General features: G+C 58.2%; 15 protein-coding genes and 2 pseudogenes. 1 reads left to right on the top strand and 16 read right to left on the bottom strand.

The window, feature by feature from the left end:
* Positions 1 to 44 precede the first annotated feature (44 nt).
* The 16 genes and pseudogenes from BHK98_RS09205 to BHK98_RS09130 form a co-directional block, all read right to left on the bottom strand.
* Entirely contained in the window at positions 45 to 1088 is a 1044-nt protein-coding gene (locus BHK98_RS09205) for a VirB6/TrbL-like conjugal transfer protein, CD1112 family (protein WP_083628211.1), read from the bottom strand.
* A gap of 30 nt (positions 1089 to 1118) precedes the next feature.
* Entirely contained in the window at positions 1119 to 1979 is an 861-nt protein-coding gene (locus BHK98_RS09200; RefSeq protein ID WP_075713609.1) for a hypothetical protein, read from the bottom strand.
* Positions 1980 to 1995: 16 nt separating this feature from the next.
* Positions 1996 to 2412 (bottom strand): annotated as a pseudogene (locus BHK98_RS14085) (NlpC/P60 family protein); the annotation flags it as partial.
* 12 nt (positions 2413 to 2424) lie between these two features.
* Positions 2425 to 3153, bottom strand: a pseudogene (locus BHK98_RS14080) (phage tail tip lysozyme); the annotation flags it as partial.
* Between the two features lie 639 nt (positions 3154 to 3792).
* Complete coding sequence (locus BHK98_RS09190) at positions 3793 to 6540, bottom strand: VirB4-like conjugal transfer ATPase, CD1110 family (protein WP_143404570.1); 2748 nt, start codon at positions 6538 to 6540, stop codon at positions 3793 to 3795.
* Positions 6461 to 6901 carry a PrgI family protein gene (locus BHK98_RS09185; protein ID WP_075713605.1) on the bottom strand — a complete coding sequence of 147 codons (441 nt, stop codon included), beginning with the start codon at positions 6899 to 6901 and terminating at the stop codon, positions 6461 to 6463. Before BHK98_RS09185 ends, BHK98_RS09190 begins: the two co-directional genes overlap by 80 nt.
* Before the next feature lie 18 nt (positions 6902 to 6919).
* On the bottom strand, positions 6920 to 7138 hold the full coding sequence (locus BHK98_RS09180; RefSeq protein WP_075713603.1) for a hypothetical protein: 219 nt from the start codon (positions 7136 to 7138) through the stop codon (positions 6920 to 6922).
* 36 nt (positions 7139 to 7174) lie between these two features.
* Positions 7175 to 7372 carry a hypothetical protein gene (locus BHK98_RS09175; RefSeq protein ID WP_075713601.1) on the bottom strand — a complete coding sequence of 66 codons (198 nt, stop codon included), beginning with the start codon at positions 7370 to 7372 and terminating at the stop codon, positions 7175 to 7177.
* 59 nt (positions 7373 to 7431) lie between these two features.
* The gene (locus BHK98_RS09170; RefSeq protein ID WP_075713599.1) at positions 7432 to 9381 is read right to left on the bottom strand and encodes a VirD4-like conjugal transfer protein, CD1115 family; all 1950 of its coding nucleotides are present in this window, start codon (positions 9379 to 9381) and stop codon (positions 7432 to 7434) included.
* 19 nt (positions 9382 to 9400) lie between these two features.
* Positions 9401 to 10576: a hypothetical protein gene (locus BHK98_RS09165; RefSeq protein WP_075713597.1), complete on the bottom strand. Its 1176-nt coding sequence runs from the start codon at positions 10574 to 10576 to the stop codon at positions 9401 to 9403.
* Between the two features lie 366 nt (positions 10577 to 10942).
* On the bottom strand, positions 10943 to 12478 hold the full coding sequence (lysS, locus tag BHK98_RS09160; protein WP_417448552.1) for a lysine--tRNA ligase: 1536 nt from the start codon (positions 12476 to 12478) through the stop codon (positions 10943 to 10945).
* Positions 12479 to 12671: 193 nt separating this feature from the next.
* Positions 12672 to 13154, bottom strand: a complete 483-nt coding sequence (gene greA / locus BHK98_RS09155; RefSeq protein WP_075713595.1) for a transcription elongation factor GreA — start codon at positions 13152 to 13154, stop codon at positions 12672 to 12674.
* A gap of 146 nt (positions 13155 to 13300) precedes the next feature.
* Positions 13301 to 16855: an AMP-dependent synthetase/ligase gene (locus tag BHK98_RS13200; protein ID WP_158024486.1), complete on the bottom strand. Its 3555-nt coding sequence runs from the start codon at positions 16853 to 16855 to the stop codon at positions 13301 to 13303.
* A gap of 217 nt (positions 16856 to 17072) precedes the next feature.
* Positions 17073 to 17993: a ketopantoate reductase family protein gene (locus BHK98_RS09140; protein ID WP_083628207.1), complete on the bottom strand. Its 921-nt coding sequence runs from the start codon at positions 17991 to 17993 to the stop codon at positions 17073 to 17075.
* Positions 17990 to 18853, bottom strand: coding sequence for a peptidoglycan editing factor PgeF (gene pgeF, locus BHK98_RS09135; protein ID WP_075713593.1), 864 nt, complete (start codon positions 18851 to 18853; stop codon positions 17990 to 17992). Before pgeF ends, BHK98_RS09140 begins: the two co-directional genes overlap by 4 nt.
* Positions 18854 to 18993: 140 nt before the next feature.
* On the bottom strand, positions 18994 to 19506 hold the full coding sequence (locus tag BHK98_RS09130; protein ID WP_075713591.1) for a transcription repressor NadR: 513 nt from the start codon (positions 19504 to 19506) through the stop codon (positions 18994 to 18996).
* Positions 19507 to 19730: 224 nt separating this feature from the next.
* On the opposite strand from BHK98_RS09130, the gene BHK98_RS09125 reads away from it, so the two are divergent.
* Entirely contained in the window at positions 19731 to 22076 is a 2346-nt protein-coding gene (locus BHK98_RS09125) for an anaerobic ribonucleoside triphosphate reductase (protein ID WP_075713589.1), read from the top strand.
* Position 22077: the final 1 nt, after the last annotated feature.

The raw sequence follows: 22077 nt of genomic DNA, 5'->3' as shown, positions 1-22077 counted from the left end.
GGGGGCGGGAGTTCGGCAAAGCGCCCCAGCGCTTCGACCAACGGCTAGCTTCCGAGGATTTCCTTTGCCCACGCGCCGGACTTAATCAGCCCGAACACGAGGAGGAACGAGCACCCGAGCCACATGAGGACACCCTGCAAGGCGTCGATGGCCACCTCGCCTGCTGCCAGCGCGAGGATGCTGTCACTGCCCACCTGCGAGGTGAGGGACGCCAGAATGTGCGGGAACGCCACCAGCAGGAACAGCATGATGGCCCCCGCGAGCGCGGCGGCAGCGAAGTTCTTCAGGAAGCCGACCCCCATCTGCCGGGTTTCGTCAAAGCCAAGGAGAGCCATGGGGATGGAAGAGAACGCGGCCATGACGTAAATCTGCCACGCGCGGGCGTACGCGACCACGAAAGCGACCACATAGGCCACGATGCCCGTGAGGGCGCACAGGATGGCCACGATAAGCGTCGTGAAGCATCCGCCGAACGTGACCTTGCTAAGGTCAAAGTTCTCCGTGCTGATGCCCTCGCCGAGGAAGGACCCCTCCTTCCCCACCGAGCCGACCACCGGCATGATATTGTCCACGACCATCTGATAGATGGCCTGCACGATATCGAGGGAGTGAATGATGAACCAGTGCAGCAGGACATACGTCACCGCGAGGAAGACAATATCCTTGATAGCCGGCAGCGTGGCTGTCGCATCCATCCGCTGGCTGATTTTGATGAGCTGCACCAGCATAAACAGGGCGAGGATGGATTCCGCAATCGGGACCACGGCGGTCTGGTGGACCGTGACCGTAATCGAATAGACGGACTCCCCCAGAAGGCTCGTGAACGGGGCCGTCAGAATCCCGTTGTCCCCGATGGCGGAAACAAGGCCGTTGTACATGTTGAAGAAACCGCAAGCGCCATCCAGCAGCCATCCCTTGATAGCTTCCTCCACGGCTCCCTTGAGGTCCCATGGGGCAGCCGCATAGGCGGGCTGCGGCAGGAGCAGCACAAGGGCGGCGGCAGCGAGAACGCTTGTAATCACAGCAGCGCGAAAGCCCGGCCCACGGCGCTTCCGCCTGCTCTTGGTCTTATCCGTGTGAGTGCTCAAAACATATCCTTTCTGCTTGCGCGGCGCGGGCTATACGCTGAACTCGTAGGTGCCGGCGTTCCGGTCATAGGTCACGGAGATGACCGGCGTTGCCGAGCCCGTCACCGATGCCGAACTGCCCGAATCGTCGCTGCTCAGGGTGAAGGCAGTTACAACCAGCCCCTTTTCGTAGTCGATGGTGACGTTCTTGTTCCACGTGGCCTTTACCGCCGCCGGGTAATGGGCCGAGCACCAACGGCTGAGCGCGTCCGTGAACGCATCCTTGTCCCCGAGCAGACTTTCCGCTTCCCCATCCAGCCCCTCAACCGCAATCTTTTCTGTCGCATCTGAGCGCTGGTAGGCTGTGCCGGAGAGCGCGAACGCGCTGCACGAGAGACTGGCCTGCCCGGCAGACTCACTGTCGGCGCTCTTGACCAGCGTATAGGTGGCAATGTACGTCCCGGCGTTCGTCTCAAAGGCGATGGTGTCCACCTCAGTATCGGAGCCGTTGTTGCCGTACTCGCACGCGGAGATGGCGAAGGGATGGGAGGTTTCCTCCCCGTTCGCCGTCTCCACGTAATGGTCATCGTAAAAGCGGACCGTATATTTCCCGTCGCTTGCGGACCAGACACCGGCGCGCAGCGTCTCAATCAGCTTCCGCGTCTTCGAGTCGTAGGATTCTATCAGCTTCTTCTGCGAATCCGTAAGCGAAGTCTCCTCCGCGTCCGAACCGTCCGCCGCCTGCCCGCTGTCGCTGCCGGCATCCGCCGCCGTCTGGCTCTGCTGTGCCGCACGCCGCTCTGCCACGTGCAGGGCGCTCGTTACCGAGAACCCGGCAAACACGATGAGGGCAAAGAGGATGAGCAGAGCCGCCTTCCTGTGCTTTTTCAGAAACCCCTTCCAATCTTTCATTCCCTATCCTTTCTGCTTATCCCACGTTCGGAGGGAAGCCCCAGCCGGCAGGACTCACCTTGCAGTACGTGCTTATCCACCGGTCCAAATCCCAGACCTCCACCGTGCCTGTGTTGTGGATGATTTTGTTATCGCCGATATAGATGCCGACGTGCCCGTAGAGTGCGCCAGCTGACGTCCCGGAGCTGGAACTGCGGACGGCTACCAGCATGCCGACCTTGAGCTGGGAGCGGTCGGTCGAGTGGCAGTAAGCCGCATACATGTCGCAGGCGTTTCCGCTGATTCCGCCAAGCCCAGCATTCGCATAGACGTTGGAAACCCATGCAGCGCACCATCCCGCACCAGTGGATGGAGTACGATACGCAGCATCCACGATGGAGCGTTGCGTCGCGTCGGATGCGGCATACTCCTCGCCGCTTCCGCCACCCGAAGAGAGCTTTTCATAGAAGGCCTGCGCCGCAGGCAGACGGTCCCGGTAGAATGACTGCCGCGCCGCCCAGTCCGCAGGGCGAAGCCAGCAGGCCATCACGCAGTACGTCGCGAACCCTACATCGTCTGTTTTCAGCCAGGCATCATAGCTGGCATCGCGCCCGGCATACTCGGTGATGTACTTGGTGTAGTAGCCGCTGCGGTGCAGCGCGGTTCCCCAAGATGCGCGGAGGTTTTCGATGAAGTATTTCGTCTGGGCGCTGGCGCTGTTCTTGTCGAGTCCATTTGCGCTGCACCAGTTGACAAAGCTCGTATATTCGCCGTGTCCCGGCGTCGTGTCTGTGAACTGGTATAGGCCGAACCCATACTCGTAGGCGTAGCTGTTTCCCTCCCCATGGTACTCGTTCGTGGGGTCCCAGCCGGACTCTCCGGAGATGTTGCCCATGATGGCGGCAATCTGCGGTTTCCCAAGCCCCTCCGCAGCGAGCGCCTGTGCGACCTCCAGTTGGGTTCCGCTGAGGTCACCGAACGAATCCACCTGACTGGATGGGTTGTCGCTGCCGGCGAGCACCGCCACCAGCACGACCGCCAGAAGGAGACCGAAGATTGCGGGAACTGCCGCGCCGCCCAGCAGCGCGACAAGCCCCTTTCCCTGCGTCCCGGCTGCGGCAGGAAGGGCGCGCTTTATCGCGCTTCCGCCAGCGGAAGCCGCCGCCTTTTGCGTGGCGTCCGTCGCGGCGTACATGTCACGCCGGAGATACCCGGCTGCCTGCGCTTTCCTCTGGACCTCGGCGGCATCTGCTGCCTTTTTGCGGTACTTCTTCTCGGAAAGGGAACCAAGCGTTGCTTCCTTCTCAAGCGCGTCCCTGCCGGAGAAGTGCCGACGGAGCCTTCTGGCAATCCGGACGGCGCGCTGGCCCCGGTAGGCCGCGTCATCCATGCCCTCAAGCTCTGAGTCCTCAAGCGTCTTCGACACCACGCCGCCGATAACCGCATCCCTTGCCGCCGGTTTCGCAGCCTTCTTGAGAGATTCCCGGAGATGGAGGTCCGCCTGTGCGCGCGTCTTTTGTGAAGCCGCCTGCTCTTTACCGAACGTGCTCCCGGATTCCCCGCCGGAGCCGTCGGCTTCCTTCCCCGCCTTCGCCCTTTTTCCTGCCGCAGCAGCCGCCGCGCCGCCGGCGCTGCTCCTCCTTCCCTTCTCGTATGCGGCGCGCTTGAGCGCCATCGCGCTCTTGTCGGCGCTTCCCACAATGCCGGTGTTGACGGCGTTCGTCTGTTCGGTCCGGATGAGCTGCGCTCCTGCATCCTCGCGCTCGCTTGCCGTGCGCGCGTAGTCTGACGCTTTCATTGACGTTCACCGTCCTTCCGGTTCGTGTCAGAACAGCTACCTGTCCTTCTTCCTGTCATTGGGATTCGTGCTGAACAGCTCGTAGAGGACGTTGCCCTTCGGGAACTTTCCGCGAATCGGGACACGGGCATTCCCGGCAATCAGAAGACCGTCTCCGGGTTCGACGGACTCATCAATGCACTCTTCCTCCTGTTCGGAGAGATTCAGCAGCTCCACCCACCTCATGCGGTCGAGCGGGGACTGCTTGAGCAGCATCAGGAAGTCCGCGTTGAGAACGATGTTCTGCGCCGCTTCGTTGTTGAGCATCGCCGTTGCGTTCTGCGTGATGCCCGTAAGCAGAAGCCCGAACTTGCGGCCCTCGTTCGAGAACCGCGAGAAGTAGTTCAGAACCGTCGGGTAGGCGAACATGGACTGCATCTCCTCCACGTAGAGCCACGTCCGCACGTTTCGCTTTGCGTTGAAGTACATGCGGTTGCGAACGGCTTCGCAGATGTTGATGAGTGCGAAGACCAGCATCGAGTCCGGCAGGTCCTTCAGATTGAAGTCCACAATGCGGCTCTTGAAGTCCACGTTGGACTGGTGATTGAAGAAGTCCATCGGCGGCTGGATAAACCGCTCGTAGCGGAGCGCAATGTCCTCGCGGGCCTGCTTTTCCGGCTGTTTCCGGAGTGTGTCGTAGAAGTCCTGTAGCAGGGGCGGCTTGCCGTCTCCCCGCTCCGCCGCGCTCTGGAATGCGATGTTGACGCATCTCGTGATGATGGACTGGTCAATCTGCGTGAACGGCTCGTCGGACTCTGCGGCGCTGGCAGCCGCCTGCGCAAGCATCGCGTCGATTTTGAAGGCAATCTGCTCGTTGCGGGACATGTGCTCGACAGAGACGGTATCAAACGGGTTCAGGTACGTGCCGGTTCCGACGCCGAAGTGGAAGACGGAGCCGCCATAGCGCTCGGCAATTCCGGTGTACTCGCCGGCGCGGTCGATAACATAAATCTCGTCCGTCGGGTTTGAGAAGATGGTCGCGGTCATCTCGGTCTTGACGAACATTCCCTTGCCCGCGCCCGTCTTGCCACAGACAAAGCCCATCGGAGAAGTCAGCTTCTTGCGGTTGCAGAGAACGAGATTTCTGGAATGCTTGTTCTGGCCGTAATAGTTCCCGCCGGCATCGTCCAGCTCCTGCGTCGCGAAGGGCACGAGGATGGCCACCTGCGCCGTGGTGAACATGCGGCTGATTTCCACGTGGTTGTGCCCGAGCGGGAGAATCGAGTTCAGCCCCCTGCGCTGCCGGTACTCGTAGGTGTCCACCTCGATGGAGTTCTGCCGCGCCATGGAGATGATGCGCATGGCCTGCGTGTCCAGCTGCTCCTTGCTCTCCGCATAGGTGTAAATAAGACCCGTGAAGACGTAAAGGCGCTGATTCTTGTTCTGTAGGTTGTCGAGAACGTCTTCCGTTTCTTCCTTTGAGTATTTCAGCTCCTGCGGAAGAATGGAGAAGTCGTACCCCTTGTTGACGGCGCTGCGCTGCTCCTCAATGATTTCCTTGTCAATCCACGCGCTACGCGTGCGAACGTAGTTGATGGCCTTGGACTTGTCCATGGGCTGGACGAACCACGTGACCTCCATGGGGATGGGCAGGTCCACGATATCCGCCAGCGCGCGGTCGGAAAGCTCCGAGCCGAACTTCTTCATGACGAGGACCTGTCCGTAAATCCCGTTGTCCAGCTTGAAGCAGTCGTTGTACACGCCATCCGGCTTGAAGTCAATCTGCCCCGGCGCGATGCAGTCCTTTGTGGTCTGCATCCGCACGCTGGAAATATCCCTCTGATAGTCGAAGATGAAGGGCCGGTAGGGATTGAGCAGCGAGTGGAGGACGGAAAGGCGCTGGGTGCCGTTCATAAGATGCGGCTTCGAGCCGATGGAGTTGAGGATGCGGCTGGATTCCGTCTCGATGCGGGCGAGCTGCCTTGCCGCTTCCTCCGCCGTGTCCGCACTGACGGAATAGGTCAGGTAGCGGTTTCGCCGGATGTTGCTGACGCCTTCCCGCACCTTGTCATTGAGTATGTCATTGAACACCTGCGCGTCATGCATCGCGGCTTCGCAGCTCTGCCTTGACGGGTCGAAGAACTGGCGGTGGCCAACGTCCTCCTTGAGGAGCGGCGTGTTGATGACGCTCATCTGAACCAGCGTGTCCGCACCGAACTGGTCATAGAGCCGCGTGAGGGCCGAAAACATGGCCTTCTGCTGCTCGTCACGGACGGAATGATAGCTCGTGTCATCAAAGGCGATGGTGGACGAGAAAAGCCCCTCCTCCACCTCGCAGATGCCATCCTGATACATGCGGTTGTAGCCGATGTAGCGGACAACGTCCTTCGCGGCTTCCCTCCTTCTCCTCGCGTCCGCCGTCTTCTCGCTCAGCTCGTGGTCCCTGTCCCTGAGTTGGGACTTCACTGACGTGTAGCTCTTCTTTGCTTCTTTTTCGGCTTCCTTCGCCGCACGGCGCTCCTCCCGGATTTTTCGCAGCGCCGCCTTCTTTTCCTTGCGCGACAGCTTCCTTCCAGTGGTGAACGAGGGGAACATCTGCTTGAGCGCGCCAACGTCAACCGGGCCGCTGTCCTTGTCAAAATCGGTGCCGGCGCGTCCCGTCCCGAAGTCCTCGCCGGAAGCGTGCACAAAGGCTTCTACGTCAAAGCCGGGGCTTTCCCCGCCGCTAGGTGATGACGCGTCCTGCCCTTGGGGAGTAGGACTCGATTCCTCTGAGACTTTGCTGCTTTCGATAAAATCTTCCATAAACCTTGCCTTTCTTCTTGGAGGTTCCGCCCGGGGTTCCTACAAGCCCTGCCAGTTCCATGGAGGGCACGTAGAAAATCCGGTCGTTCTCGAACTGCGCCCTCAGCCAAAGTGGAACGAACTTCTCAAAGGGCATCCCCTTTGGTCTCACAAAGCCGCAGCACCAGAACGGGAGCGAGACGGCATAAATGAGAATCATGTTGTCCCCGGGGTTTATCCCGAGGACGAAGTACATGTAGAGGGCGGAAAGAACCGAGCAGCCGAGAGCACCCACAACGGAGACCAGCGTGCGTGTTGTGAGCTTTCCAACCACCTTCGGCTGGTACTCAGCAATGTCCTTGTGAACTGCGACAGACAACATGGTGCAGACTCCCCTCCTTTAACCGGCCCACCCGGTGTTCAGGGAGCCGAAGTAGACGGCTGCCGCGATGACAATCGCGCCGCCGACAATCATGGCGATGGCACCGGAGAGCTGACCACCGCCGCCCTGCATTCCGTCCTTGATGGTCATTCCGAGATTAACCAGACCAAAAACGACGAGCACTCCGCCGAGGAATGTAATTCCCTGCGTGAGCATGGATACTGCGTTCTGTAGCATAAAATCTTCCTTTCCTGCCTGCTGTGTTACTGGCAATCAGAATCCCGTAAAGCCGTACGTCGATGCGAATCCGAGCACAACTGCACCGGCGGCAATCATGGCGATGGCTTTCCGAATTTCGCCGCCGCGCGACCCCTCACGAAGCACTATCCCGAGGTACACCAGTCCGACAAACAGGACGGCTGTCCCGGCATAGGCGAGCGGCTTCACGGCGAGCCTGACAAGGGCGTCCACCTTTCGTTCACCTTCCTCTCCTTTCTGCCCGTGCAACGTTAATAAATTATTATAACGGCCTACTGGGCGGGCTTCCTTGCGCTGCCCGAAAAATCCGTACCGTTCATATAACGCTTGAAGTCGAAGGAATCCTCATGCAGCCGTTTTGGATTCTTCTTGTCCACGATGTAGCAGTATCTCTTGTGCCGACGTGGGTCGAATTTGTCATCCATGAGAGGGTTGGTTCCGGCAATCAGGAGGATGGCTTTTCTGCGGCTCATCTTTCCGATTTCGGCGGCATCAATGAGGTCTCTTCCCTGAATTTGCAGGTTCTTGCTCGCGCTGGACGATTGCCCGGAAGACTCGTTGTAGGTCATCTGATGGATAGTCTGCTTGCCAATCATCTCAGCAATTTCCTTGTTCGTGGAATTGGATTTGCCACCGAGGAAAAGGGTCGAGTCGCAGCAGTCCACAATGGTCTGGGCCTTCTTTTCGTACTTCGATTCCAGCTGGCTCATGGATTGAAGGATAATCGTGATGCCGATGTTCCGGGAGCGTGTGACTGCGATGGTCTCCTCAATCTGCGGGATGGTGCCGATGTTCGCAAACTCGTCAAAGATAAAGTGAACCGGCCTTGGCAGCTTTCCCCCATAGTCCGTGAGCGCCTTCCGGCAGAGCTGGTCGATGCACTGCCACATCATGATGGCAAAGAGGAACGAGAGCGTCTTGTCCGTGTCGGACAAAATGCCGAACACGGCGATTCTCGTGTCAGGGTCTCCCAGCGTGTCCAGTCCCATTTCGTCATACTCAAGAAGCTGGCGGACCCCGGACGTTGCGATTGGCGCAAGGCGGACGTTGCAGGAGATGATGATGGATTTCAGGGTGCGCCCGGCGGCCACCTTGAAGTTCTTGTAGTTCATCAGGGCAAAGTCCTCATCCGGGGACAGCCCGCCGCGCTCAGCCGGGCGGACGCCATCATAGTTTCGGCGGAACCGCGAGGACTGCCAAGACCAGCCGGTGTCCGCAGTGAAGTCGCGGGACAGCCCGCCCTTCCTGCGGGGCGCACCCGCAGCCCCAACAGTTCTGGCAAAGCGCTTACCGGTTTCAATCTGGTAAAAGATAAGGTCCAGCGCCGACATGAAGTTCTCCTCCTCCTCCCTTGCTTCTGCCAGTGAGAGGAGCGTCAGGAGACCGGAGAGCGTGTAATCCTCCTCCGGAAACCAGTCGCGCAAAAGCGCGATGAGCGCCGTATAGAGCATCTTTTCTGCGTTCTCCCAGAACGGGTCGCTGGTCTTGCCCTCGCCGTTCGTGTTCATGATGAAGCAGTTGACGAACGAGAGAATATCCGTGTCGGTCTTCACGTACCTGAGCGGGTTGTAGTGCATGCTTTCGTCAAGATTGATGGTGTTGAAGCTCTTCACCTGATAACCGTTGTCGGTGAACAGGTAGCCCGCATCTTTCAGCAGGGTTCCCTTCGGGTCGGTGATGAAATAGTTCGTATTGAGCTGACAGATGTTCGGCGTCACGTAGTTGAACGTCTTGCCCGAGCCGGAGCCGCCGACTACAAGCACGTTGAGGTTACGGTCCAGCTCCGGGTCATACTTAGGCCGGTGCAGCGCCAGCCCGTACTTGTCTGTGAAAATGAGGTTGTTGTCCGGGTGACTGAGGTCCCGGAACCTCCTTCCCTCCTTCACCGTCCCCCAGCGGGCGGAGCCGCTTTCTTCGCCGGAGCGGTAATTCCCGATGTAAACCACGTGCCTGAGCCAGACCATCCACACGACCAGTGCCATGCAGAAACCGGCGAGGAGCGCCTTTGTGTCCATGGCGAGTAAGAGAGGATTTTCGCGGATTCGCGCCCACATGGTCAGGAGTGCGTCCCCGCAGTGGTCAAGAAACTGTCCCGGGTAGGACGCCAGCGCTTCAAAGTACCGGTTCCCGAGATAGAAGCCTGTCACCGAAAAAGCCAGCGTGACAAGAGCCGACGTGGCGATGCGCCTATTTACTTCCGGGTTTCCCTTTCTGTCTGCCATCTTTCCGTCCTTCTTCCTTTCAGCGCACCGGCTTCATCCGATTGGAAATGTCCAGCTCATGGGAAGGTGTGCCGCTCTCGGCTTCGAGTTCGGTCTTCGCTTCGCGCATCTCCCGAGCTACGCTGCTCAGGGAATAACCGCTGTCAGAGCTTCTGGCAGCACGGTCCTCTGCTTCGCGCGCCATGGAGGGGGAAACGTCCGTACCGACGCCCTCATGCTCAATCCGGGCCGTATGGTCATCCGTGTCAATGCTGTCATGGGACTTCACGCCTTGGTCAAGGTCCGGCGTTGCCCCGTCGTTGTCCAGGGCACCATCGACGGGCCGTTGTCCCTCGTGCTCCTGACGCCGGCTTCTGTCCCCCGCTTCCTTCCCGGGCGCGGGACGGTTCTTCTCAAACCAGTCATGCGTGGCATCCACGCCCCATTTCCGGCTCAGCGTGTCCGCCCCAACCGCCCAGTCCGTCCTTCCCTGCGCGTCCTTTCCGAACGGGAGAAGGCTCCCGTCCTCGCCCCGGCGGGCTTCATAAAACATGACCTCGCCCTTTCGGGTTGTGGTGATGCCGATTCCTTGACGTGCAAGAATCTGCTCAAAGTCGTTAAAGTCTCTGCTGCGGTCCCTCGCGTCAAGAACCTTGTCCCGGATGCTTTCCGTGTGGTTGAGGTTTCCGTCGGAGTGGTCCGAGCGAAACGCTTCCCTGCTCTTTGTCTCTTCCGGATGACGGAAGGGAAGGTTAGGCAGTCTGGTGATTTCGGTTAATCCCGCCAGCTGCTCCGCCGTAACGGGACGGCTGTTTTCGAGACGTTCCACGATGGACTGCTCCTGCCGCAAGCTCATCACTTCGGCGAACTGCGGCGCGCAGTCTTTAATCGCTTTGATATCGTCCTCGGCGAACTGAATGAATCCGTTTCCCTCCCTGTCGGCCAGCGCGGACGCAAACGTTCCGTTCTCGCGGCAGACCTGCGCGAAATAGGCAGCATCGTTGGAGGTTCCGAACGGAAGGCAGACTTGTTCGCGCGACGCGAGGGCTTCCGCTTCAATCTCGGCTTCTTCCTCGGACTTCCCGCTTTCCATCAGCCGTTCCTTGTGCCAGTCCCTTGCCTTGTTGTCGATGAACCTTTCCAGCGCCCTGCCGGTCTGGTTCCCGATTGCCTGCATCAGCATCTCGCCAACGTCTTCCCCGTAATCCTGAGCCATGCCGTTTCCTTTCCCTGTAGTTTGGAGAATGCGCGAATCCCGTCCGGGTATTCTTGACATGGAAGTATATCAGCCGCAGCACGATTCCTCCCGCAGTACCTTACACGTCATCAGAAAGGATTTTGCCAAACGGCTCCATCCCGTCGTTGAATGTGCGATTGTCAAAAACCAGAACCGCGCATAACCTCTTTTGCCGCTTCCAAAGCTCTAAACGATTCCAAGTCAGATTTTGCCAACAAAAAAAGACGCCCCGAACGGAGCGCCTTCATCACAGGTCAATATCCTGCTTTACTGGTACGTGCTTCTGTCAAACTGTTGGTAAATCGTTGGTAAATTGGTGCGTTTGCACATCAGAAACCCTTTGTTTTAAGCGTTTTTTTCGTCTTTGGTCTTCATTGTCGGGAACAAAATCACATCTCTGATGCTGGGGCTGTCGGTAATCAGCATGATTACACGGTCGATGCCGACCCCCAGGCCGCCGGTCGGCGGAAGTCCGACCTCCAGAGCGTTGACGAAATCCATATCCATCGGGTGCGCCTCGTCGTCTACGCCCGCATCCCGTTCTCTCTGCTGTTCTGCAAAGCGCTCGTACTGGTCGATAGGATCATTCAGCTCGGAGAAAGCGTTTGCGACCTCCCAGCCGTTGATATACGCCTCAAAACGGCGGGTGATGCGGGGATCCTCAGGATCTCTCTTGGCCAGCGGCGAGATTTCCACCGGATGACCGACCACGAATACAGGGCCGTCCAGATATCCCGGCACGTCCTCACAGTAGTTCTCGAACATCTCCGCGATAATCTTTCCGCGGCTCCCCAGCGCTCTGGCTTCCTCTTCATCCATGCCGTAGTCAATAGCTGCCTGGACCGCATCCTCGTCGGACTCGATTTTGTTGAAGTCAACGCCCGTGATTTCCTTCACAGCGTCCGTCATGTTCAGGCGCTTCCAGGGCGGCGTCACATCGAATTCCTTGCCCTGATACGTCAGAATCGGAGTGCCGTTCACCGCCATCTGGGCTTTGTACACGATCTGCTCCGTCACATCCATCGTGGTTTCCATGTTCCCGTAGGCCATATAACACTCCATGGACGTGAACTCCGGATTGTGGTTCCGATCCATGCCCTCGTTGCGGAACATGTGTCCCATCTCGTAAACCCGGTCCAGGCCGCCGACGATCAGCCTCTTCAGATAAAGCTCGTTGGCGATGCGCATATACAGATCGATGTCAAGGGTGTTGTGGTGAGTGACAAAGGGCCGTGCGTTGGCTCCGCCGGCGATCGGCGACAGGATCGGCGTGTCCACCTCCATGTAGCCGTAGTCCTCCTCCAGCACACGCTTGATCTCATGTACGATTTTCGTTCTCTTAATAAAGGTGTCGCGGACATCCGGATTCATGATCAGATCCACATATCTCTGACGATAACGAAGATCTGTGTCCTTCAGCCCGTTCCACTTGTCCGGCAGCACCTGCAGGGATTTGCTCAGCAGAACCAGGCGGGTCACGTGAACGGAGATCTCATCCGTCTTCGTCTTGAACACCCGGCCCTCGATGCCCACGATGTCGCCGATGTCATAGGTCTTGAACCATTTGTATTCCTCAGCGCCGATGTCGTCTCGCTTAACATAGCACTGAATCCTTCCCTGCTTGTCCTGCATGTCAAAGAACGCGGCCTTGCCCATCACACGCTTGCTCATAATGCGGCCTGCGACGGACACCTCCTCGTCCTCCATGGCGTCGAAGTTGTCCTTGATATCCATGCTGTGCGCGGTGACATTCCAGGTCTCATGCAGGAAGGGATTACGCCCCGCCTCCTGCAGCTCCTTCAGCTTCTGCCGGCGTATCCGGCGCTGCTCTGTAAGGTCCTCCGCATACATTTCCTGCTCCGCGGTTCCCTCGGCGCACATTTCCTGCACCGGATCCGCATTATTGTTCTTTGTATCGCTCATTTTCTTCTCCCGTTATATCAATCCCGTTATATCAATATGCCATCTGTAGAATCAGCCCCGGCCGCAGCCTCGCCGTTACAGCCCTGAAGAGCCCTCCCGCTGTATTATGAAGGACGATGTCTGTAAACCCGGCCGCAGCCTCACTTCACTCTTACAGCTTTGAAATTTCCTCTACTGTATAATGAAGAATGCCGTCCGGAACCGGAATCTCTGCAGTTTCGCCCTTCTTCTTGCCCAGAAGTCCGGCTCCCACCGCGGAGTCGTTGGAGATTTTCGCCGGCTCTGCGAACGGATCAGCCTCCGTTGAACCGACGATCACGAATTCCATCGTTTCTCCGGTATCCTCATCCTTCACGCTGACCTTCAGGCCGACGTTGACCTTATCGCCCTTCACATCATTCTCATTGATGATCTTGGCGTTCCGCATCATCGTCTCCAGCTTATGGATTCGCTCCTCAAGCTCGGCCTGCTCGTTCTTCGCCGCATCGTACTCGGCGTTCTCCGACAGGTCTCCATAAGAAATGGCTTCTTTCAGCCTTTCCGAAACTTCCTTGCGCTTTACCGACACAAGTTCGTCCCGCTCAGCCTCCAGCTTGTCATAACCCTCCTGGGTCAACAGTACTTCATCTGACATTAATATTTCCTCCTTTGCGCTATCCGCTTGCGCCAAATTATACCCTACAAGCCGCTTATTGTCAATGAATGCGGCCTGTCAGCTCTCTATGCACGGCCTGCGTGCAGACGCCGGCAGCTCATCCGCCTCTCTGCACACGCGGCCCGTCAGCCTTCCTTGTTCTCGTCCACGAAGCGTTTGATTTTCTGCGCCGTGTTCTTCTGGAAATCGTCCTCCCGCACGACCACCTTTTTAATCTTCTTGAACAAAGGCAGATCCCCGTTGATGCGGTCCACTTCTTCCCAGATCAGATCCTGCGCCTGCTGCGGTGTATAATCCGCCCCCAGCGCGGCCTCCACCTCGTCCTTCTCCAGCGTCACTGTCGCCGCGATAGTCGTTTCATCGGGATCGATCTCGCTTTCACAGCCCCAGACCATGGTTTCCGCAATGTAAGGACTGTGGTTCAGATAATTCTCCAGTTCCTCCGGATAGACATTCTTGCCGTTCTTGGTGATAATCACGTTCTTCTTCCGTCCCGTCAGATAGAGGAACCGGTCTTTGTCCACATAACCGAGATCGCCGGTGCTGAACCAGCCGTCCTTCAGAACCTCAGCCGTCGCTTCCGGATCGTTGTAATACCCCAGCATGACGTTCGCGCCCTTCAGCACGATTTCGCCGATTCCGTCCTCGTCCCGTCCGATGACCTTCACGTCCATTCCCGGCAGCAAGTGGCCGACAGACTCGTTTTTCATTCTGGCGGGGTCGTCCGGATTCAGCGCCGCCATCGGCGAGCATTCCGTCAGTCCGTAGCCCTGCACCGCCTGAATTCCGATAGTGTTGAAAAATTCCAGCACCGCCGGGTCGATAGCCGCGCCTCCGGAGATAATCATCCGCAGATTGCCTCCGAAGACCTTCAGGATATCTCCCGCGAAGGGCTTCACCAGATTGAGCCGGGCTTTGGACGTCAGCCGGTTCACCGCCAGCAGATTGCTGAACATTTTATCCTTGCCCTGCCTGCGGATCTCCTTCCAGATTTTTTTGTACAGCCCCTCGATCAGCACCGGAACGCCCAGGAACATCGTGGGCCGCACCTCCTTCAGGTTCTTCTCGATATACCGCAGACCCTGACAGTAAGCGACGGACGCTCCTTTGTAGAGGGGCATCAGGAAGCCGCAGGTGCACTCATAGGTATGATGAATCGGCAGGACCGAGAAGAAGATGTCGGTCGGCTCCACGTTCAGGAGCGTCGGCGCGCTCATCAGGTTGTCACAAATATTTGCGTGGGACAGCATGACGCCCTTGGCGACGCCGGTGGTTCCGGAGGTGTAGAGGATGACCGCCATGTCGTCGGCTGTAATCTCCGCATCCAGGAACTGCCGGTCGCCCTGACTGACCTCCTTCTGCCCTTCCCGGATCAGTTCTTTCCAGGAGAGCACCTCCCGATCCGGATCCGCGTCGCCGAATGAAATCAGGGTCTGCAGACGGTTCTCAGAATTCCGGCGGATCCGGGTGAACATGTCTTTGTACCCGTCCTCAAAGATCACGCAGGAAACCTCCGCAGCTTCAATAAGCTGGGCGATCTCCTTCTCGCTGAGCTCCTTGTCCAGCGGCACAGCCACGCCGGTACCGCAGATGACCGCCAGGTAGCTGCTTCCCCACTGATAGCAGTTCTTGCCCATCACCGCAATCCGGGCGCCGCCCAGCCCGCGGTTCATCAACGCCGTTCCCAGGCCGTTCACGTCCGCCAGCATCTGACGGTAGGTGATGACCGTGTAGGGCATGTCCTTCTGGTATTTCTGATAAAACGCCACTCTGTCGCCGTAGATATCGGTGCTCGTCTCGATCATCTGCTTGATGTCCGTGATGGGGCGGCTGGTTTTATATACAACATAGGGATCCGTGCTGTCCGCCAGAGCCTGCGCCTTCTTCTTGGCACGTTTCATCTGGGCGCGCCGTATCTCGCTGAAGGAGGCTCTGCCCCGGCTGTCCGCAGCGCTGGTAATCAGCGCGTTGCCGAAGCGCTTGATCTTTCCGGTGGTGGTCTTGGCGAACTCCTCTGTCCGGATGTTGATGCGCTTCACCTGCTTGTACGCCGGCATTTTTTTGTTAATCTCGTCCACAAGGTCCTTATAGAAGTGGTAGATTTCCGAGGAATTCATCTCTCCCTTCTGTTCCTTCAGGAGCTTGTAGTTCGGGTAGATATCCGCTGTAATCATGACGTTTCCGACCCGCTCGTCCGTCACGCCGTGCACCAGCACCTCCTGGATCAGCTCGTTCTCCAGCAGAACCGTCTCCACCTCCTCGGGGAAGATGTTCTTGCCTCCCTTGGTGACGATGACGGTCTTTTTCCGTCCGGTCACATAAACGAACCCGTCCTTGTCGATGTAGCCGAGGTCGCCGGTGTGAAGCCACCCGTTGTGCAGGACCTCCTCCGTCGCCTCCGGATTCTCATAGTAGCCCAGCATCACGGAAGGTCCCTTGCAGATGATCTCGCCTACTCCGTCCTCATCGGAATTGATGATGCGGACCTCGGTGTGCGGCATGGGCAGGCCGACGGATTCCGCCTTGCTGTACCGGTCCTGATTCACCGCGATAATCGGTGCGTTCTCACTCATGCCGTATCCCTGAATCATCGTGAAGCCCATCGCCTCGAAATCCTCGATGACCCTCGGATCGATGGCCGCGCCGCCCGCGACAAACTTCTGCATATCGCCGCCGAAGGACTGATGAATCGCCTTGAACATCCGCTTGACGACGGGTCTGTTGTTATACAGCTTCAGGCGCTTCGACAGCGCGATGGCGTTTCTGAGCTTGTCGCCCTCGCCCCGGGCCTCCGCCTGCTTGAACATGCCTTTGTACATCTTCTCAAAGACGAGGGGCACGCCCAGCATGACGTTGGCGTGGACCTCCGCCATGTTCTTCTGTATATAGCGCAGTCCCTCGCAGATTGCGATGGTCTTGCCCTGATAGAAGGTGGTCCAGATGTCGCAGGTCATCTCGTAGGCATGGTGCACAGGCAGGATGGACAGCACGATGCCCGGCTCCGGAATCTCAAACATCATGGACATGTTCTGCACGTTGGCCGCGATGTTCCGCTGAGACAGCATGACGCCCTTGGCCAGACCGGTGGTCCCGGAGGTGAACATCAGTGTCGCCATCTGGTCGGGATCGATGTCCGCGCTGACATAACGGCGGTCCCCTGCCTCAAGGAGCTCCCGCCCCTGCCGGATGAGCTTATTCATGGACAAAGTCCTGTCCGTGTCTTCGTTTCCGTCGATAGAAATGAAGAATTCAATATCAAAGGGATTGTCAAAAAGCGGCCGGATGCTCTTCTCGGATTTGTCGGAATAGACGATCGCACTGGCGCCGGACCGCTCCACCAGTCCCAGCAGCTCATCCTGAGGAAGATTCTTGTCCAGCGGCACGATGGCGCCGACGCCCGCAACCACGGTGAAGTAGGTGAGGATCCAGTAATAGCTGGTCTCACCGATGACCGCGATCTTCCGACCCTTCAGTCCCATGTCGATCAGTCTGGTCCCGAAGCCGTCCAGATCCTCCTTCACCTTGCCGTAGGTGATGGGAACGAACTTGCCGAGCTTCCGGTCCTTCACCAGATACGCCGGGTGCTCCGGAAACATACGGGTGCTCTGTACGATGATGTCCTTCAGATCGGTCACATCCCTGACCGGATAGTAAACGCCCTTGTATTTTTTATTATTCATATGGGTTCCTTCTGACTTTCTGCCTTTCTGTATCGGCTGTTCTGTACAGCATATGCTACGGTACATATTTGGTCAATATTTTATCATTTTTGTCCTCTGAATACAATGAAATACAGAAGCTTTCTTTCAGAAATCCAGAAAACTCCTGTTATAGAATTTCTATGCGATGCGCTGTGCGGAATACGGCGGGCACAGGCCGGCGCGCCCGCCTCTTACACTACAGCCCCAGCGCCTCCGCCGCACGCTTCCAGCATTTCATGTCCACGCCATAGCGCTCTCCCATCCGAATGGGCCGCAGGATAAACGCATCCGTCTCGCACGGACCGCCGGCTGCCACATCCCGCTGCAGCGAAGTAGTATCCTCCGGCCGGGAACGGTCCAGAATCGTAAGATTGCGTTCTGTCAGATCCTCTTCATAATGAATCCCCATCTTCTCCCCAAGGGCGACGACCTCCCCGATCGCCTCACAGTAAAAGTCCCGTTCCTCTCCGGGCTTCATCAACGGGCCCATGGGGCAGTGATACACGAGGGCGGTGACGGCCATCGCCCCCACCAGCGAGAATTTCCGCAGAACCTCCTTCTGTATATCTTCGGAAAGAGTCGCCTTCATCCCCGGCACCGCGCATTCCTTCTGAATCGTCTCCAGCTTCTCGCGGCTGACCTCCGGATCCCCCGTCCCGAAATAGATGTGCATACGGTCTCCGCTGAGGTAAATCCTACCGTCTCCGTCCTTCCGCGCGAAAATATAAATCAGCCCGTCTGCGACCTTCACGCCGGGCAGCAGCTCGCGAATCCCCTCTGCCGCCGCGATGCCGTTCAGCAGCGAGATGACGAGCGTGCCGCTCCCCGCCGCCTGCCGGATGAACGGAGCGACCTCCCTCACCGAGTAGCTTTTGGTACAAAGGAATATCACGTCCGGAGATTCCCTCCGATCCAGATATTCCTCCGCCGACAAAGCCTTCACCGCGGGGATCGCCTGCTCTCCGCCGTCCCGGACAAAAATCAGTCCGTTTTTCTTCATGGCGTCCAGATGACTTCCCCTCGCAATCAGCGTAACATCCCGGCCCGCCATTCCGAGAAACGCCGCGACACTTCCGCCGACGCCTCCCGCGCCGACAACCACATAGCTCAGACTCATACCTCCTCCTGTTCCGGCGGCGTCATCATCATGCAGGCCGCCATCAGTCCTCTCCTACCGCCCTGCCCGCGGTGAGAGAAGAACACGTCCGTATTCTCCTTTGTACAAAGGCCCATACAGGCGACGTTCTCACGCCGGATTCCCGCCGACGTCAGCTGCCTGCGGATCAGCTCCCAGAGATCGATGTAATATTTGTCCCGTCTCACGTCATGCCGGGAAAATTCCGGAAAATCACCGTACCGCTCCGCGAACAGCTCCGCCACGTCCGCGTCCACCTCGAAGCAGTCCCGGCACAGCGACGGTCCGATTCCGCAGACGAGATCGCCGGGGTCACAGCCGTAGTCGGACCGCATTCTGTCCGCCATACGGGACCCGATTCCGTCCAGCGTCCCGCGCCAGCCGCTGTGCGCCAGACCGATCACCCGGCGCCGCGGATCATAAAAGTAGATCGGATTGCAGTCCGCATGCAGCGTGACCAGCGCGACGCCGCGCCGGTCCGTCACCAGCCCGTCCACATCCTGATAGGTGCGCTCCCGGGTCGCGCCGCAGCCCCGGTCCGCCTCCGTCACATTCCGTATGTTCGTGGTATGAGTCTGCCACGTGAACACCAGATCCTCCGGACAGACGCCCATACATTCCGCCAGCACGCCGATGTTGCGGGCCCGGTTCTCCGGAGTGTCCGGATCGTTCCCCAGTCCGAAGCCCAGATTCCAGGTGGCGCAGGGCCCCTCGCTGAATCCGCCGCGCCGTGTGGTGAAGAGATGACGCAGCTCCGGATACCGGTCCAGACGCGGAAAGGTCAGATAACAGGCGTCACCCCGCCGATGCATTTCATAGTTTTCTGTTTTCTGTGGAATCATCTCAAGTCTCCCTGATACTGCAATACTGTCTGACGGAAAATCCGCAGCCCCTCCCGGGAAATGTCCCCGCCGCGGATCACGCCTCCCGCAGGACTCTGCTGCCGCGGATCACGCCTCCCGCGGGACTCTGCCGCCGCACGTCAGTCCTCCGGCAGAAGATATCCTCTGGCGCTCAGCTCCTGCCCGATAAGCTCCAGCGTCTCCTCGTCGGGAGCCTCCACCGTATGATAATGATACCCCGAGGTGATGTTCATCAGTGGAGCGGACCGGCTCTCCCGGATTCCCTCCAGGAACTCCCTGACCTTGCGCCGGGAGCTGATGTCCAGATCCCCCGTGACCTTGCCGTAAACTCTGTGCCATACGAAAACGTTCACCACCGTTCCGCCCAGATCCACCACGGCGTTCAGCTCGTCCTCCATCTGCTCCGCCGTATGGCTCACCTTGAACACCCTCCGCGGCCGGTCGGTTTCCACCAGCAGATACCCGCGGTTGGTGGAAATAATCTGGCAGCCTGTGGCCCGGAGCAGTGCGATATCCTGTACAATCACCTGCCGGCTGACGCCGTATTCCGCCGCCAGATCCGTCCCGGAAACCGGCTTCTCACTGCTGCTGATTCTGCGGATAATTTCCGTTCTGCGTTCTGTGCCCTTCATCTCCGTTCGTCTCCTTTCCTGCCGGATATCATACCGTCTGGATTTACAATTATACTCTTTCCTTCTGTTTTGTGCAATGCGGAGAAAAGGAGTTTTCCGGCGATTCCTTGTTGACCGGGACTCTGGTGCGTAGTATAATTTGTGGAGCAGCAAAACAGAATTCTACAACATATAGTGTTACGGAGCGCGTGACAAAGTTAACAAAAGAGAAGGAGTTTGAACAAATGGAGACTATCGAACGTATCATAAAGCGTGACGGCAGGGTCGTCCCCTTTGATATCGACAAAATCACCGACGCGATTTTCAACGCCGCTCAGGTCCTGGGCGGAAAGGACAGGGAAATGTCCTCTTATCTGGCGAAGCAGGTGGAGCTCTATCTGCTGGAGGTCTGCCACAACAGCGTCCCGACGGTGGAGCAGATTCAGGATGCGGTGGAGAAGATTCTCATCGAGAACGGTCACGCCAGAACCGCCAAGGAATACATCCTCTATCGTGCGGAGCGCACCCGCATCCGGGACATGGACACCCGGCTGATGCACATCTACGAGGATCTGACCTTCAAGGAGGCCAGGGATAACGACGTCAAGCGTGAAAACGCCAACATCGACGGAAACACCGCCATGGGAACCATGCTGAAATACGGCTCCGAGGGTGCGAAAGAGTTCTACAAGATGTACGTGATCGACCCCAAGTACGCCAGAGCCCACGAAAACGGCGACATCCATATCCACGACATGGACTTCTACACGCTGACCATGACCTGCTGCCAGATCGATCTTCTGAGCCTGCTGAAGGGCGGGTTTTCCACCGGGCACGGTCACCTCAGAGAACCCAACGACATTGAAAGCTATGCGGCCCTGGCCTGCATCGCCATCCAGTCGGATCAGAACGACCAGCACGGCGGCCAGTCCATCCCGAACTTTGATTACAGCATGGCGCCCGGCGTCCGCAAGTCATACAAGCGTCTTTATTTTGACAACATGGGAAAGATGCTGGAGCTCCTGTTCGGTCTGGAGAACGGCACGGCCAGAATGAGAGCCTTCGGCCGGGAGGCTGAGGAGAAGCTCGGCGTCTTCCCCTGTATGGCCTGGGACAACGATTACCGGGAGGTGGAGCTTCAACAGCTGCTGCAGTACGCCGATGAGCCCACCGTCCGCCAGCTGCAGGAGAAGGCCGCCATGTTCGCGGACCGGGAAATCGTCCGGAAAACCTATCAGGCGATGGAAGCGCTGATTCACAATCTGAACACCATGCATTCCCGGGCTGGAGCGCAGGTTCCGTTCAGTTCCATCAACTACGGCACCGACACCTCCCCCGAGGGGCGTCTGGTCATGAAATCTGTGATGGAGGCCACGGAGGCTGGACTGGGGAACGGTGAAACGCCGATTTTCCCCATCCAGATCTTCAAGGTCAAGGAGGGCGTCAGCTACAATCCGGAGGATCCGAATTATGATTTGTTCAAGCTCGCATGCCGCACCAGCGCGCGGAGACTCTTCCCGAATTTCTCGTTCCTGGACGCGCCCTTCAACAAACAGTTCTACAAGGAGGGCCATCCTGAAACAGAGTGCGCTTACATGGGCTGCCGCACCCGGGTCATCGGCAACGTCTACGACCCGAGCCGGGAGATCGTCTACGGACGGGGGAACCTGTCCTTCACCTCCATCAACCTGCCCCGCCTTGCCATCAAGGCGAAGGGAGATCAGGAAATCTTTTTCGAGAATCTAGATCACATGATCGACCTCTGCATCGGCCAGCTGATGGAGCGTTTCCGGATTCAGGGTCAGAAAAAGGTCAAGAATTTCCCGTTCCTGATGGGACAGGGCGTCTGGATCGATTCCGACAAGCTGGGACCGGAGGACACGGTGGAGGAGGTCATTAAACACGGCACTCTGACCATCGGCTTCATCGGTCTGGCGGAATGCCTGAAGGCCTTAATCGGGCAGCATCACGGAGAATCGCCGGAGGCAGAACAGCTGGGCATCGAAATCGTCGCCTACATGCGGAAACGGATGGACGAGGAGGCGCGCAAGACAGGGCTGAACTGGTCCCTGATCGCCACGCCGGCGGAGGGACTCTCCGGACGGTTCGTCCGCATCGACCGCGAACGCTTCGGCGTGATTCCGGGCGTCACAGACCGCGAATACTACACCAACAGCTTCCATATCCCGGTCTACTATGAGATCAGCGCTTTCGACAAAATCCGCAAGGAGGCTCCGTTCCACGAGCTGACCAACGGCGGTCACATCTCCTATATTGAACTGGACGGTGACCCGCTGAAAAATCTGGAGGCCTACGAAAGCGTCGTCCGGTGCATGAAGGAGAGCGGCATCGGCTACGGTTCTATCAATCATCCTGTGGACCGCGATCCGGTCTGCGGCTATACCGGCATCATCGATAACGAATGCCCCAGCTGCGGCCGCCGCGAGGGCGACGGCAACCCGGACTTTGAACGGATCCGCCGCATCACCGGCTATCTGGTAGGGACCATGGATAACTGGAACGACGCCAAGACCGCGGAGGAGCGGGACCGGGTCAAGCACGGCCTGAACTCCGGCTTTGAGAGGCTGTAGC

The organism is Hornefia porci (genome assembly GCF_001940235.1).
Taxonomy (GTDB): Bacteria; Bacillota; Clostridia; order Peptostreptococcales; family Anaerovoracaceae; genus Aminicella; species Aminicella porci.
The sequence above is the reverse complement of the archived record's forward strand: the minus strand, read 5'-3'. Positions and strand labels throughout refer to the sequence as shown.